Origin of the sequence: Antarcticimicrobium sediminis (genome assembly GCF_004348975.1) — a bacterium.
In the GTDB taxonomy this organism is placed as follows: Bacteria; Pseudomonadota; Alphaproteobacteria; order Rhodobacterales; family Rhodobacteraceae; genus Antarcticimicrobium; species Antarcticimicrobium sediminis.
The window spans coordinates 65,692-80,199 of the sequence record NZ_SMFP01000004.1; the positions used below are offsets into that span (position 1 = coordinate 65,692).

The window sequence follows — 14,508 nt, forward strand, 5'->3', positions numbered from 1 at the left end:
TCGTGACGCTCGACGCCTATGTCGCGGGTCTGATCTTTGGCTATGTTCTTGTGGTGGCGCGGATCGGCGGGGCGCTGATGTTCATGCCCGGCTTTGGTGAAACCCAGATCCCGCCGCGGGCCCGGCTGTCTTTTGCACTGGTGCTCTGCGCTGCGCTGTACCCGGCCACGCCGATCGCGGCGGTGATGCCCGACACGCCGGTGGGGATGGCACAGCTTCTGGCCTATGAACTGACCATCGGGCTCTGGATCGGGCTGGTGGCGCGGGTGTTGCTGTCGGCGATGGATTTCGCGGGCTATCAGGTCGGGCAGGTCTCGGGGCTTGCCAATGCGTTCGGCCCTTCGCTTGGCTCGTTTGAAGGGGCGACGCTGGTCGCCACGCTGATGCTGATCGGAGCGGTGGCGGTGATCTTTGCCACCGATACCCATCACGTGATCCTGCGCGGGCTGATGATGAGCTATACGGTGTTCCCGCCGGGGCCACTGATGCTCGGAGATCTGGCGCAACAGATCGTGCGCGCGGGCGCGCGCAGCCTGTATATCGGCACCGCCGTGGCGGCCCCCTTTTTCGTGATGGGGGTGATCCTGAACCTGGGGATGGGGCTTGCCAACCGGATGATGCCACAGCTTCCGGTGTTTTTCGTGGCAGCCTCTGTGCTGATCGCTGCCGGGATGTTGGTGCTGGGGGTGGCGATCCCGTCGATGATGGATTTCTTCATCAGCCAGTTTACCGACTGGTTCGGCCTGCTCAGGTTCTGACGCCATGGCCGGGGATGACGATCAGGACAAAAGCCAACAGACGCAGGAGCCGACAGACAAGAAGCTTCGCGATGCGCGCGAGAAAGGCGATGTTCCCTCCTCCCGCGAGACCGCAAACATGATGGTCGTGCTGTCCCTGGTGCTGGCGACCAGCTTTGTGTTGCCGTGGCAGGGGCCGCGATTGGCGGCGGCACTGGGTGCCCTGATTGATGGTGCCGGACAGGTTCAGGTTGGAGAGGGCGGCTCCGGGCTTGCGGCACTGGGGTTGGTGTTGCAGGATTTTATCCTGTCGGTGACGCTGGTGATGGCGCCGCTATTCCTGCTGATCCTCACCGGCGGGGTGGTGGGGGTGTTGATCCAGGGCGAAACCGTCATGGCGTTGGAGCGGATCACACCCAAGCTGTCCAAGGTGTCGCCGGTGCAGGGGCTCAAACGGTTGTTCTCGGCCAATACGCTGGTGGAATTCGCCAAGAGCCTGATCAAGGTGTTCGTGATCGGTGCGCTGGCGTTCTGGGTGACCGAAACGGCGGTGAGCGGGATCTGGGAGGCGCCCGGTTTTGTGCCCGAGTCGTTGCCGGGGTATATGCTGGCCACCACTCGTCGCCTGTTGATCGCAGCAACGGTCTTTCTGGTGCCGGTGGCGATCTTTGACATCCTGTGGAACCGGTTTGACTGGCGCCGCCGCCAGATGATGTCGGTGAAAGAGATCCGCGATGAGATGAAAGACTCCGAGGGCGATCCCCAGATCAAGGCGCGCCGTGCCTCCTTGCGGCGGGCGCGGGCGCGACAGCGGATGGCTACCGCGGTGCCGCAGGCCAGCGTGATCCTGACCAACCCGACCCATTACGCCATCGCCTTGAAATACCAGCCGGGGGTCGATCAGGCGCCGGTCTGTGTCGCCAAGGGCGCTGACCTGATGGCCCGCCGGATCCGCGAGATCGCCTTTGAAAACGAGGTGCCCATCGTCGAAAACAAGCCGCTTGCGCGCAGTCTTTACGATCAGGTGGAGATCGATGAGTTGGTGCCGGTGGAGCACTGGCAGGTGGTGGCCGAGATCATCAGCTTTGTGCTCGACCGGCAGCGCAACCGCCACCGCAAGCCGCCCAACGGATCGGTCCTGCGCACCAGCCCGGAGTGAGGGGCGCGCGATCATGCGGGCCCCCAACGCAAAACACCCCGGCGTGAAACCGGGGCGTTTGAGGGCTGCGCTGATCGCCTCCGGTGGCTACTTCAACCGGATCCCAACCAGATCCTGATCGCCGGGCAGTTGCGAGCGTTCGAGGATGATCTTGGAGATGGCGCGGGCGCGCACCGGCGACATCTTGGCGAGGATCGGGGCGGCCACGCGCGGTTTCATCTTGGCCAGCACCAGGATCGTTACTTCGATATCCAGATCGTCCATGATCCGCGCCGCTTCGGCCGGTTTCATGTTCTCGTAAAACCCAATCAGCTGATTGAGATCATCGGTTTGTGCGGCTTTGACCCGGCTCAACAGGTCTTCGATATCCGATTTCAGTTCCTGCAGCGCGGCCTGTTCGATCTCCAGTTTTTCTTGCGCCAGCGCCAGTTCAGATCGGCGGCTGTCCAGATCGTCTTTCTGGGCTGCGATCAGTTCGCGCTCGCGGGCCAGCGATTGCAGGATCTCTTCGGGGGTTTCGCACTGTGCCGCTATTTCCGGCGCCGTGGCGCGCACGATGGTGTTCTCGGACCGGGGGGCGGGCTCACGCGGGGCGGCCTCGGCCACGGCCTGCACCACCTGATCGGGGCGCGTCATTTCATCGGAAGGGAAGGGCAGGCCGGGAAAGGAGGTTGCAGCCTTGGCAAAGGCCGTAAGGGCCAACCCCCCGAGCAACAGCTTTCCGCCAAGTGCGCGCGCCATGTTCAGGCCCTCGATTCGCTGCGCGAGGTTTCAAAGAAGCGGCGGACAAGATCCTGTTTGCCGCGCACCACTTTCACCCCGGGCAGACGCCGCTGCGCCTGACGACGCGAAGAGAAGGCGGGCGCACCGTCTTCGTCTTCCACCGGTTCATCGTGCTGCGCGGCAAGCCCTTCGGCCAGATTGTCGCGCAGGGCGTTGACCGAGGATTCGGATTTGTCCACCGCCTGCGAGAATTCCCGCACCAGCGGTTCCAGTTCCTCGAGCGAGGCCATCAGCCGTTGCACGCGCCGCGAAATCATCACGCCGTAGCCGACGCTGCCCGCCAGCAAAAGAATGATCAGGATGTCAGTGATCGTTGCGGCCATGGTTCTTCGCCTCCTCTTCCGGGTCCAGCGTCTCTGTGATGCGGATCGCCGTGTTGCCGTTGTTGCGTTTGCCGATTGCGGCGCGGAACATGGGGGTGTCGGAACAGACGACGGTGGCGTCGTGCTCTTCCTCGATCCACAGGTTCACGATGTCGCCGATCTTCCATTTCATGATGTCCCGGATCGAAATCGGCACCTCGGCCAGGACGGCCTCAAGTTCGACGGTGGAGCGTCCGATCTGATCCGATAGCTGTTCGCGCCAGGGGTTGCCCTCGTCCGAGGGTTCCCCGAAGTGTATCTTTCCCAGTTTGGCGCGCACCGGTTCCAGCGCGTCATAGGGCAGGATGATTTCCAGCGCACCGGTGCGCCCGGCCATGTTGATGGCGAAATGCAGCCGCACGCAAAGGTTGGCGGGCTGGGTGACGGCGGCTGCGTCAGGGTCGGTTTCGACCCGGTCCAGCTCCAGCTCGATCGTGCCAACCATGCTGAAATCGCTTTGCAGCTCGTGCATGATCAGCGTGGCAAGGCGCTGGCCAAAGCCGCGTTCGATCGCAGTGAAGCGGTCCGGCACATGCGGGCTCTCGCCCTTGGGGGTGCCGCCCAGCATCAGCTCCATCGCGGTCATCAACACGGTCGAATCCATCGCCAGCAGGATCTCGCCATCGAGATTTGGTGACGAGCACACGGCCAGCATCGCTGGCGCGGGCAGCGCATCCATCGCTTGCGCCATCGGCACGTAATCGAGTTGGCTGAGCGAGGCTTCGCAGATCACGCCGGTCAGATCGGGCAGCGCCACGGCGAGCGAATCAGCAAGCCGCTCGCCGATGATGTCCAGCATCGGCAGCCGCTCGAAGTTGAAATCCGACATCCGGATGATTTCGTCGATCAGGTTCCCGTTCTGGGCCTCGATCTGGTCTTGGGACAGGATTTTGTTCATGTCTCGCCCCCTATTGTACGATCAGGTCGCTGATCAGGATTTCTCGCGGCAGATCGTTGCCGGCGGCGGCCCGGGCGCGTTTGAGCAGCTCGGCCTTTACGTTCAGCACACCGGCCATGCCGCGCACGTCGGTTTCGGTCAGGCTGCGGGCATAGCCGGTAAACAGATCCCGCATGAAGGGCTGCCGCGTGAGCATCAGCGCGGTGGCGCCGGGTTCGGGTCGATAGACCAGCACCAGGTTCAGTTTGAGAAACGACTGAGTGGGCCGTCCGTTGGTGTCGAACCCGTTGATATTGGTCACGATCTCTTCGAATTGCAGGATTCCTTCGCTGCCAGCGCCTTCGCCGTCTGCATCGCCCTGCGCGCCGTGACCCGCGGCTGGTCCTGCATCCTTGGGGACCGCTTCGCCATGGGCTGTTTGTTCGCCTTCGGCCCCGGTGTCCTCGACATAGTCGGGGGCAAAGCTCGCGGCGTCCTGCTGAAAGGCTATCCTTGCAAGGACAAATCCCCCGCCAAGCGAGGCCACAGACAGCACCAGCGCCGCCATCAGCAAGGTCCGCGCCGAGCGCGCCTTGCCTTCGGTCGCTTTTTCCGGTGCGTCGGAACTGGGGCGCTGCTTTTGTTTTGCGGGTTTTGCCATGGTTCAGTTTCTTGGTGACTTCATGAACATCATCCCGGTTTTTCCTTTTCTATGCAAGTATAGACATCCTTATTTACTTGAGGTGCAAAAATAGAATATCGTGATACTAAGAACAGGCAGAAATTCCCGGTGAGGATTGGCGTGCAGGATCTGATCAACAACCTCAAAGCGCTTGGGCGGACCCGCCTGATGATCCTTGGCGGGGTGGCCGTTGGTATCGTCATGGCCTTGCTGCTGGGGATCTCGGCTGTGTCGAGCAAGGATTACGCGCCGCTCTACAAGAACCTGTCGATGGCGGCGGCGACCTCGATCGAAACCACGCTGACCGGCGCCGGGTTCGATGCGCAGATGTCTGAAGAAGGCGACAGCGTGCTGGTGCCGCGTGCTGATTTGGCCCGTGCGCGCATGGTGCTGGCCGAAAGCGGGCTGCCGATCGAAGGCGATCCGGGTTGGGAGCTGTTCGATGACGCCAGCGGTCTGGCGATGAACTCCTTCATGCAGCGGGTGAACCGGCTGCGGGCGATGGAGGGCGAGTTGGCCCGTTCGATCCAGACGCTGGATGGGGTGCAAAGTGCGCGGGTGCATCTGGTGCTGCCCGAACGCGAGGCGTTTTCACGCGAACGGCCGCAACCGCGCGCCTCGATCATCGTACGCGCCGTGCCGGGGCGCACCATCGCCCGTAAGCAGGCAATGGCCATTCGTAATCTGGTATCTTCTGCCGTGGCCGAGCTTGAGTTGGGCCGCGTCACCGTGTTGTCCGCCAGCGGCGAGACCATTCTGGCCGAGGCCAATGACAGCGATGGGCAGGCGACGCTGCAATCGGCCAAGGCGGGAATCGAGGATCGTCTGGCGCAGCAGATCCAGAACATCCTGACCGCGCGGGTCGGGGCTGGCAACGCAAGGGTGCGTGTCAACGTGGATCTGACCACCGCGCGCGAAGTGATTGTCGAGCAAAGCTTTGACCCTGATCAGCAGGTTGTGCGGTCGACCGATAATCGCACAGAACAGCGCGCGGGCACTGATGGCGCTGGCAATGTCGGGGTCGAGAACAACATTCCCGCCGCGCTGGCCGATCCCGGCAGCGCCGCCAGTTCGACCCAGTCGAAAAGCGGCGAAAACGTCCAGTACGAGATCGGCAATACCCGCCGCGAGACAGTGCGCGAGGCGGGCGATATCCGCCGCGTTTCGGTCGCGGTTCTGGTCAACGGAATCTACACGGCGGATGGATCCGACGTGACCTATTCCGAGCGCAGCACAGAAGAATTGCAGCGCTTGTCCGAACTGGTGCAGACGGCGGTCGGCTTTGACGATGCCCGCGGAGACAGCGTCTCGGTCGATAGCCTGCGGTTCATGGATTATTCGATGGAAGTGGGCGATCCGGTCAACCTGAGCATGATGCAGCGGATCGGCAACAATATCGTTCCGATCCTGCGCGGTGTGCTGGGGCTGATCATCGTGGCGCTGGTGATGATTCTTGGGGTGCGCCCGGTGCTGCGTCATCTGCAACAGATCGCAACGCCGGAATTGCCGAAACCCGAAGATACGGCAGCGCTGGCCGCGCCCGAGGGCGCCACGGCAGAGACTGGCAAGGGCGGGGTGCCCGCTTTGCCCGGTCGGGGCGCCGGTCGGGGGCCGGGCGCGCCGCTTCTTGATGTGTCGGACGAGGGTCGCAGCGCGCCGGGATCCACCAGCGTATTTGACCCCGAGAGCGATGATGGCCCGCATGAATATATCGAGACAATGGGCGTGCGCGGTAGCTTGATCAAGGCACGCGTGGATGCGATCCAGACCTTGGCCGATGAAAAACCGGATGAGGTTCTGCGCGTGCTGCGCTCGTGGTTGGTGGTGGAGGCTGACGCGCGATGAAGTTGTTTTTGCGCGATTTTGACGCCGAGGCGCTGGCGGCGGGCGGGTTTGTTCCACAGCAGGCTTCCGACGCGCTGGCTCAGGCCCCACGCGGCCCCACAGCGGAAGAGCTGGAGCGCCTGTTGATCGACACGCGCGAGGGGGCCTTGGCCGAGGGGCGCGAAGAGGGGGCCGCGCGCGCCCGCGCCGAGGCCGAGGCCACGCAAACAGCCCGGATCGCCGCCACGCTGGAGGCGGTGCGCGATCAGCTTTCGCAGGTTCTGGCACAGGACGCCGCGCGCCGTCGCGCGGTGGAGCGCGATGTGGTCGACATGCTTGTCGATATCGGCGAGCGGATCGCGCCGGAATTCCTTGCTGCGTATTCCGCCGATCTGGCCCGGGCACGAATCCGCGACGGGCTGCGGATGGCTGGCGGTAGCCCATATCTGAACATTCGGGTTTCGCCCGGTCTTGAACAGGTGATCGGTGCGGATCTGGCCGGGCTGGCGCAGGGGGGCGATGCGCAACCCCGGTTGTGCGCTGACCCGGCGCTGCAGGATGGCGAGGCACGGCTGGATTGGGAAAACGGCGGTCTGGATTATAGCCTGGATCGTGCCTGCGACACGGTGCTGTCGGCGTTCCGCGAGGCGGCGGCGAAACTGAATGACGATCAAGGAAAGGTCGGATAGATGTCGGATACGGAAACCCAGACGCCGCCGAAACAGACCGGCGCAGGCGTGACCGCAGATGCGGGCGCAGATATGGCACCCGCAAGAGCTGAGGCCGCCGAAAAGCAGACTTTGCGCGACATGGCCGTCGCTGCGGGGGGCGGGCGCAATATCGACGCCTTGCTGAATGTGCGGCTGGATGTGCGGGTGGTGTTGGGCCGCAATCGGATGTCGATTTCCGATCTGCTGGAACTGACCAAGGGGTCGGTGATCGAGCTGGACCGCAAGGTCGGCGATCCGGTGGATATCATGATCAATGACAGGATGGTGGCGCGCGGCGACCTGGTAAAGGTCAATGGCGATCAGCTTGGCGTTGCCCTGCGTGAAATCGTCAAAGACTTTATCGCAGAAGCCTGAGACAGATCAGGTGCGCCGCCTTTCCCCGATTGCTGTTTCGTGCCGACCGGCCCTGATCTGGGGGTTTGCCGCCTGTGTCGTTCTGGCCAGCACTGTCGCAGCCTCGGCGCAGGAAACCGATCTGGGCGGGCTGATCCGCGACCTGTCCACCGCCATGAGCGGCACCGAACCGGGCAGCGATACCGGCGCCAGCCTGTCGGGTCGGTTGATCCAGCTTTTCGCGTTGATGACCGTGCTCAGCATCGCGCCGGGGCTGTTGGTCGTGACCACCAGTTTTACCCGCTTTGTCATCGTGTTCTCGATGTTGCGTTCGGCGCTGGGGCTGAACCAGACGCCGCCCAATATGGTGTTGAACGCGATGGCGCTGTTCATGACCTTTTTCGTGATGCAACCGGTGTTTGACGATGCCTGGCAGGGTGGGCTGCGGCCGTTGATGCAGAACGCGATCACCGAGGAGCAGGCGATGATGAACATCGCCGAACCGTTCCGCGCCTTCATGTTTGTCAACACGCGCGACAAGGATATCGCGCTGTTTCAGGATATCGCGGGCGAGGCCGAGCCCGACGTCGTGGCCGAACAGGCCACGGACGTGAGCTGGCGGGTGATCGTGCCCGCCTTCATGATCTCGGAGCTGCGCCGCGCCTTCACCATCGGTTTTCTGCTGTATCTGCCCTTCATCGCCATCGACCTGATCGTCGCCTCGGTGCTGATGAGCGCGGGCATGATGATGCTGCCGCCGGTGATCGTGTCGCTGCCGTTCAAGGTGATTTTCTTCGTGCTGATCGACGGCTGGTACATGCTGGCTGGGTCTCTGATGCAATCCTATACGGCCGTGGCGGGCGGCGGATAGGGCCAAACCCGCTGCTTTGGCCGTGGCCTAAAGAATAAATGAGTGATTATTGCGACTAATCCTTGTGTAACATGGATAGTGAAGGTTAGTTTAACAAGATCAACCGACATAACTGGGCCCGGTTCGGGCAGAGGCCGATGAACCAGTTTTCTCCCCTTCGCAAACCCAGCCGTCTGAGCGGACCCGAGAAGTCGGCGATCCTGTTTCTGTGTCTGGGCGAGGAGCGCGGCGGGCAACTCATGCAGCGGCTCGATGTGGGCGAGATCCGCAAGATCACCCGCGCGATTTCCGCCATGGGCGAGGTGCAGGCCGAGGTGGTCGAAGAGGTGATGCGCGAGTTCGGCGAAAAAATGTCGAGCTATGGCGGCATCACCGGATCGGTCGAGGCGGCGCGCGGGTTGCTCAAGGGATTCCTGCCCGAAGAGCGGGTGGCCGAGATCCTTGGCGAGATCGAGGGCGGCTCAAGCGGGGATCTGTGGGGGGATCTGTCGGACCTCGATGACAAGGTGCTGGCCGAGGTACTGCGCAAGGAACACAATCAGACTGTGGCGGTGATCCTGTCGCGCATCCGCGCCGACGCTGCGGCCAAGGTGTTGCCGTTGCTGGGGCAGGAGCGCGCGGCAGATCTGGTCGAGCGGATGGTGGCCATGGAAGAGCTGCCAGACGCCGCGCTGCGCAGCATCGAGGAAAGCCTGCGCCACGAGGTTCGGGGCAAGGCTGGGCGCAACGCCGGGGCGGACACGGAAAAACAGCTGGTCAAGGTGTTCAACAAGCTGGATGCAAAGGTCTTTGAAGGGCTTTCGCGCGAACTGGAAAAGAAGATCCCGGAAAGGTTCCGCAGCCTCAAGCAAAAGATGTTTGTGTTCGGGGACCTGATCGAACTGAAACCCGCGCCGCTGGCCAAGGTCATGCGCGAGGTGACGGGGAAATCCCTGCCGATGGCGTTGCGCGGTGCGGACAAGGATCTGCGTGAACATTTTCTGGCCTCGCTGCCGGCCCGCTCACGCGACATGCTGGAGGACGAGATGCGCGGGATGGGGCCGGTGCGGTCGCGCGACGTGAAACAGGCCCAGGTCGAACTGGTCGAAGCCGCGCTGCGCCTCGCTTCGGATGGCGAGATTGAACTGCCCAGCAGTGACGAAGAAGAGATGATCGATTAGGGCGCCGACCGCTCAGCGATAAAGCGAGTAGGACGAGAAAGACACCGGCGCGATATCCCAGGTGATTTCGATGATGCTGGAGCTGAGCGAAGACGTGCTTTGCAGAATGGTCAGTGCCGAACTGGTGGCCGAATATCCCTGCGGATTGAGGATTTCGGAGATCGCCGTATAGCGGTTGATCAGGCGCTCCCGCTCTGCCGGGTCAGCAAGATCTGCTAGATCGAACTTTTCGGCCATAATTTCGGCTTGTTTGTCCACGTCCAGCCCGGACAACTCTGTCGGCAGACTCAGGGCGGTCTGAAAGAACTCTGTCAGCGTTTCGTTACTCAGCACGTTGTACCAGTTTTCGATCTCACCGGCTTGTTGGCGAAATTCCAGAACCGAGCCTACGATTTCGTTCTGATCGGCATATCCGGTTTCATAGGCCTGCTGAAAATACTGATCGACGATTCCGTCCTGCCAGGTGGAATTGCTGAAATCCGGGGTTTGCGTTCCGGCTTCGGTGGTGAATCCCATCGCGGCATGCAGCTCGCCAAAGCGTGAATCCGTCAGCTTGTTGACCAGCGAAGAGGAATCGCTCGGGTCGCTTTCCAGGATCTTGCGGATCATCCCCTTGGCAAAGATGTGATCCTCCAGATCATAGGCCTTCATGACGAAGCTGTAGACCTCGAAATCCTGCACCAGCTCCTTGGGGGTGGTGATCGAGGCGATCCGTTCGCGGAATTGTTCGGCGGCGCGGGCGTGCTGCGGCTCGCTTTGCAGGCTCTCCAATTGGCGCGTCTGCGTGCTGTCGATGAGGTTCAGCGCGAGTTGGCTGTTCAGACCGGAAATGCTCAGAACCATGATCTGTCCTCGTCCTATTCCGCCGCGTCGAGGGTATCGCGCGGCCGGGCCAGAAGCGCCATGAGATCGTCTTCATAGCGCATGACTTCGCGCAGCGCGCGCAATGCTTTGTAGTAGTTGGCCGTCGATACGTGATTGGCGGCTTCAAAGATATGCCCAGCGATTCGTTCGTTAAAGATAGGCACCAGTTCGGCCAGGCTTTTCTGGATCACCGGGGTCAGGTCGTCGCGGATTTCGGGGCGCAGCAGAGCTGATTGGATAAAGAAATAGACCTTTTTTACCGGCGTGGCAGCCCCCGCCTCATCCAGCAGGTCGCTGCCTCGGACCACGTCGGCATAATTTTCGATCGTCAGGGTCTGGCGCCGGTCCGCATTGCGGATCACGCAGCCGTTGATCACGATCTTTTCGTTCGGTTTGAGCGTCAGTCGCAGCGCCACCGGCTACTCCATCACTTGCATCGTGTTCCCGTCGAGCGCCCGGATGATCGTCCGGTTGATGTCGACCAGCGGGGCCACCTTGTTGTTGCCGTGAAGCACGCCGCGTGTGTGGCTATCGACCCAGATCGACAGCGACAGCAGACTGGCGCGCAGGTTTGGCGGCAGGGTGTTGCTCTCTTGTGAAAGATCGTTCTGAAAGGCCAGCCAGACTCGCTGGTTCTGCCACAGCGCGTTGCTCAGCCCTTTGGCGAGAATCCCTAGCCGGTCCAGACCCTGCTCGGCGGAATCATATTCTGCCCTAAACCGGTCCAGCTCGGATGTGGCGCGCGAAAGAACGCGACGCTCGATTTGTCGCGGCGTCTCGGTTTGCGAGATCGTCCGCTTATATGCGGCTATGCCCATTCAGGTTTTTCCGAATTTTTGTTTTTCTGCCTCACGTGTAAAGTACCGAAAGCTGGTTAAAGCGCAATTAACTCTTGGGTGTTTTCCATATGAGACCCGATTAAGTGGAAGGTGTTGCGGCTTTACACGCCTGTTCAACGGGTACCGCGGCCTGCGGAGATGGCGCAAGATGGGTCAAACAGAGGGTGGGCTGTCGTAAGGATATCAACCTGCGCCAGTAGTGTTGGGCGAGCAATGACGTGCACCGGTGCGGGTCCGGGGTGGTTCAAGCCTGAGGGGGAAAAGCGTGCGATGACCGACTTTGACAAGGCCGAGCTGTCCGCCGATGCGTGGGACGAACAGACCTTTCCCCGCCCGCAGGAAAGCGACTTCGACCGCGTGGTCGAGCGCGCCATTTCACGCCGTGGGGTCTTGGGCGGTATTCTGGCCTTTGGCTCCGGGGCTGCGGCGATGGCGGCGGAGCTTTTGATTGCGCCTCCCCTGCGGGCTGAAGGCCTGGCCGCGGGTTTTCCTTTCGACCCGATCCCTACCCAAACCGATGCTCAGGTTCACGTTCCCAAAGGCTATGTCTGGGATGTGGTGGCGCGCTGGGGCGACCCACTGTTTTCCGATGCTGTCGGCTATGACATTGCCGAGGGCGGGCCGCTGCAAAAGTCCGACCGCGTGTTCGGCGAGAATACCGATGGTATGGAGACATTTCGCATCGACGGCCGGCAAGTTGTTGCGATCAATCATGAGTACGTCAATCGCAAGACCAACTTGCCAGCGGCGCAAAAAGGCAAGCCCGCGGATGCCTGGGACCAGCGCAAGTTGCAGAATTTGCAGGGCGTGACTGTGATGGAGATCGCAGAGCAGGAAACCGGTTGGGCCGTGGCCGTGGACAGCCGATTCAATCGCCGTATCCACCACAACACCCCGATGCTGCTGGTGGGGCCCGCTGCCGGTCACGACCTGCTCAAGACCGATGCCGATCCAGGCGGAAGCCGGTCGCTGGGCACCTTCGGCAACTGCGGGTCAGGCAAGACCCCTTGGGGCACCTATCTGACCTGTGAAGAGAACTTTAACGGCTATTTCGGGGCCTCCGGCGAAATGCAGGCGGATCTCGCCCCCGGTTATGAACGCTATGGCATCAGCCCGGATGGTTGGGGCTATGAGTATCATACGTGGGATGCGCGCTTTGACGTCACCCAAACCCCGAACGAGCCGCATCGCGCCGGTTGGATCGTCGAGATCGACCCGGCAGATCCTGACAGCACGCCGGTCAAACATACCGGTCTGGGCCGTTTCAAACATGAAAATGCCGAGGTCGTGCTGGCCCCCGATGGCCGCGTGGTGGTCTTCATGGGCGATGATGAGCGGGGTGAGTTCCTGTACCGGTTCGTGTCTAATGCCACCTATGCCTCCGGCGAACCAACCGACGGGCTGTTGGACGAGGGCACGCTGTATGTGGCCAGATTCGATGACGATCAGACCGGCGAATGGCTGGCCTTGACGCCCGAGACTACGGGTTTGACGCAGGCCGAGATCTGTATCTACAGCCGCATGGCCGCCTCGTTGGTGGGGGCCACCACCATGGATCGGCCGGAATGGATCGCCACCAATCCCAACGCGGTGGAGGCCTATTGCTGCCTGACCAACAACAAATATCGCGGTCTGCGGATGAATGCCGGTGGCGGCGCCATGGCGGTTGGCGGCCCCAATCCCCGCGCGCACAACCGCTATGGCCAGATCGTGCGCTGGCGTCCGCATGGCAAGGACTATGCCGCCGACACCTTCGACTGGGATCTTTATGTGATGGCGGGCAACCCGACCCTTTATGACGATGCCTATGGCGGCTCTGCGAATATCAACGCCGGCAACCTGTTCAATTCTCCCGATGGTATGGCGTTTGACAGCCGCGGGCTGGTCTGGATCCAGACTGATGGCAAGGACAGCAACACGGGCGACTATGCCGGCATGGGCAACAACCAGATGTTGGCGGGCGATCCGGTCACCGGTGAAATCATCCGCTTCATGACCGGCCCGAAAGGCTGCGAAGTGACCGGCCTGAGTTGGTCAGCCGATCGTCGCACAATGTTCGTTGGGATCCAGCACCCGGGGGGCAGTTGGCCCGATGGCGCGGGCCTGCCGCGCTCGTCGCTGATCGCGATCAAACGTGAAGACAACGGTTTGGTCGGTTGAGGGCTGGGCGGGCCGGGCGGCATAGGCGCCCCAGGCCCCAGACTGGGGGGCGGCCCATTCACGGGCCTGCTATCTCTGCGCAGGGGGCAGGGCCCGTGCGGCCAGTCCCTCAACCAAGTGATTGAGGACCTGGCGCGCGGCGGACCCGCTTAGACGATCAGGATGGTCGAGCCGCTTGTTTGACGCGCCTCCAGCGCGCTATGGGCGGCACCTGCTTCTGCCAGCGGGCGACGGGTCGCCACGTCAAGCTGGATCGTGCCGTTCAGAATGCGGGAGAACAGATCCTCCGAGCGGGACAGCAATTCGGCGCGCGCGGCAATATAGTCGAACAGTACCGGACGGTTGGCGGAAAGCGAGCCCCCGGCGGCAAGATCGGACAGGGCGAAACCGGTGATCATCCCCGAGGATTGGCCGAAATTCACGAACATCCCGCGCGGTTGCAGGCATTTCAGCGAGCCGCGCCATGTGTCCGCACCGACGCTGTCATAGACCGCAGCGCAGCCTTTTCCATCTGTCAGCTCTGTCACGACCTTGGTAAAATCCTCGGTGCGGTAATTGATGACATGATCATACCCATGCGCCCGGGCGAGCGCCATTTTCTCGGGCGTGCCAGCGGTGCCGATGGCCCGCGCCCCAAGCGAGTGCAGCCATTGCCCAAGGATAAGCCCGACGCCGCCTGCAGCGGCATGAACCAGCACGGTATCGCCCGCCTGCACCTTGTAGGAACTGGTCACCAGATATTGCGCCGTAAGCCCCTTGAGCATGGCGCCAGCGATCAGGGTGGGATCAATCCCGTCGGGCAGGCGCACAAGGCGATCAGCGGGCACCACCCGTTGCGTGCGATAGGCCCCGTGCGGCATGACATAGGCAACCTTGTCGCCCGGTGTCAGGTCCGTCACGCCAGCCCCCACGGCCAGAACAATGCCCGAGGCTTCGGAGCCCGGGATCATCGTGTCTTCCGGCCAAGCATACAGGCCGGTGCGGAAATAGACGTCGATGAAGTTCACCCCGATCGCCGTCTGTTCCAGCAAGACCTCGCCGGGTCCCGGATCGGAAACCGGCAGATCATCCCATTCCATCACCTCGGGGCCGCCGGGGGTGCGCGCGATCCATCCTTTCGACATGC

General features: G+C 62.2%; 16 protein-coding genes. 8 read left to right on the forward strand and 8 right to left on the reverse strand.

From position 1 onward, the window contains the following. The first annotated feature begins 2 nt into the window (after positions 1-2). Together E1B25_RS07700 and flhB are read left to right on the forward strand one after the other, a co-directional pair. A complete protein-coding gene (locus E1B25_RS07700) occupies positions 3-758 on the forward strand; it encodes a flagellar biosynthetic protein FliR (protein WP_132828192.1) in 756 nt (251 codons plus the stop codon). Positions 759-762: 4 nt separating this feature from the next. After that, the gene (gene flhB, locus E1B25_RS07705) at positions 763-1,896 is read left to right on the forward strand and encodes a flagellar biosynthesis protein FlhB (protein WP_132828193.1); all 1,134 of its coding nucleotides are present in this window, start codon (positions 763-765) and stop codon (positions 1,894-1,896) included. 87 nt (positions 1,897-1,983) lie between these two features. Here flhB and E1B25_RS07710 read toward each other — a convergent pair whose 3' ends face one another. The 4 genes from E1B25_RS07710 to E1B25_RS07725 are packed head-to-tail and all read right to left on the reverse strand — an operon-like array spanning position 1,984 to position 4,579. Beyond that, positions 1,984-2,637, reverse strand: coding sequence for a MotE family protein (locus tag E1B25_RS07710; protein ID WP_132828194.1), 654 nt, complete (start codon positions 2,635-2,637; stop codon positions 1,984-1,986). Positions 2,638-2,639: 2 nt separating this feature from the next. Beyond that, complete coding sequence (locus tag E1B25_RS07715) at positions 2,640-3,002, reverse strand: flagellar motor switch protein (protein WP_132828195.1); 363 nt, start codon at positions 3,000-3,002, stop codon at positions 2,640-2,642. Next, complete coding sequence (locus tag E1B25_RS07720) at positions 2,983-3,939, reverse strand: flagellar motor switch protein FliM (protein ID WP_132828196.1); 957 nt, start codon at positions 3,937-3,939, stop codon at positions 2,983-2,985. The genes E1B25_RS07715 and E1B25_RS07720 overlap by 20 nt, the downstream gene beginning before the upstream one ends. 10 nt (positions 3,940-3,949) lie before the next feature. Continuing rightward, entirely contained in the window at positions 3,950-4,579 is a 630-nt protein-coding gene (locus E1B25_RS07725) for a flagellar basal body-associated FliL family protein (protein ID WP_132828197.1), read from the reverse strand. 141 nt (positions 4,580-4,720) lie between these two features. Here E1B25_RS07725 and fliF point away from each other — a divergent pair, with 141 nt between their 5' ends. The 5 genes from fliF (at position 4,721) to E1B25_RS07750 (ending at position 9,519) form a co-directional block, all read left to right on the forward strand. Beyond that, positions 4,721-6,445, forward strand: a complete 1,725-nt coding sequence (gene fliF / locus E1B25_RS07730; RefSeq protein ID WP_132828198.1) for a flagellar basal-body MS-ring/collar protein FliF — start codon at positions 4,721-4,723, stop codon at positions 6,443-6,445. Next, on the forward strand, positions 6,442-7,113 hold the full coding sequence (locus tag E1B25_RS07735) for a FliH/SctL family protein (protein ID WP_132828199.1): 672 nt from the start codon (positions 6,442-6,444) through the stop codon (positions 7,111-7,113). The genes fliF and E1B25_RS07735 overlap by 4 nt, the downstream gene beginning before the upstream one ends. Then, positions 7,114-7,509, forward strand: coding sequence for a flagellar motor switch protein FliN (gene fliN / locus E1B25_RS07740; protein WP_245510643.1), 396 nt, complete (start codon positions 7,114-7,116; stop codon positions 7,507-7,509). A gap of 28 nt (positions 7,510-7,537) precedes the next feature. Beyond that, positions 7,538-8,359: a flagellar type III secretion system pore protein FliP gene (fliP, locus tag E1B25_RS07745; protein ID WP_425358925.1), complete on the forward strand. Its 822-nt coding sequence runs from the start codon at positions 7,538-7,540 to the stop codon at positions 8,357-8,359. Positions 8,360-8,496: 137 nt separating this feature from the next. Continuing rightward, on the forward strand, positions 8,497-9,519 hold the full coding sequence (locus tag E1B25_RS07750) for a flagellar motor switch protein FliG (protein ID WP_132828201.1): 1,023 nt from the start codon (positions 8,497-8,499) through the stop codon (positions 9,517-9,519). 12 nt (positions 9,520-9,531) lie between these two features. Here the strand turns inward: E1B25_RS07750 and E1B25_RS07755 are convergent, their stop codons facing one another. Genes E1B25_RS07755 through flaF form a run of 3 tightly spaced genes read right to left on the reverse strand, consistent with a single transcriptional unit; the run spans position 9,532 to position 11,201 of the window. Next, a complete protein-coding gene (locus E1B25_RS07755) occupies positions 9,532-10,362 on the reverse strand; it encodes a DUF1217 domain-containing protein (protein WP_132828202.1) in 831 nt (276 codons plus the stop codon). A 14-nt stretch (positions 10,363-10,376) separates the two neighbouring features. Further along, on the reverse strand, positions 10,377-10,799 hold the full coding sequence (locus tag E1B25_RS07760) for a flagellar biosynthesis repressor FlbT (protein ID WP_132828203.1): 423 nt from the start codon (positions 10,797-10,799) through the stop codon (positions 10,377-10,379). A gap of 3 nt (positions 10,800-10,802) precedes the next feature. After that, positions 10,803-11,201 carry a flagellar biosynthesis regulator FlaF gene (flaF, locus tag E1B25_RS07765; RefSeq protein WP_132828204.1) on the reverse strand — a complete coding sequence of 133 codons (399 nt, stop codon included), beginning with the start codon at positions 11,199-11,201 and terminating at the stop codon, positions 10,803-10,805. 291 nt (positions 11,202-11,492) lie between these two features. Between flaF and E1B25_RS07770 the strand changes: the two genes are divergently transcribed. Beyond that, a complete protein-coding gene (locus E1B25_RS07770; protein WP_132828205.1) occupies positions 11,493-13,382 on the forward strand; it encodes a PhoX family protein in 1,890 nt (629 codons plus the stop codon). Between the two features lie 149 nt (positions 13,383-13,531). On the opposite strand, the gene E1B25_RS07775 is transcribed toward E1B25_RS07770, so the two are convergent. Beyond that, positions 13,532-14,506 (reverse strand): quinone oxidoreductase family protein, encoded by a 975-nt coding sequence (locus tag E1B25_RS07775; protein WP_132828526.1) that lies wholly within the window; start codon positions 14,504-14,506, stop codon positions 13,532-13,534. Positions 14,507-14,508: the final 2 nt, after the last annotated feature.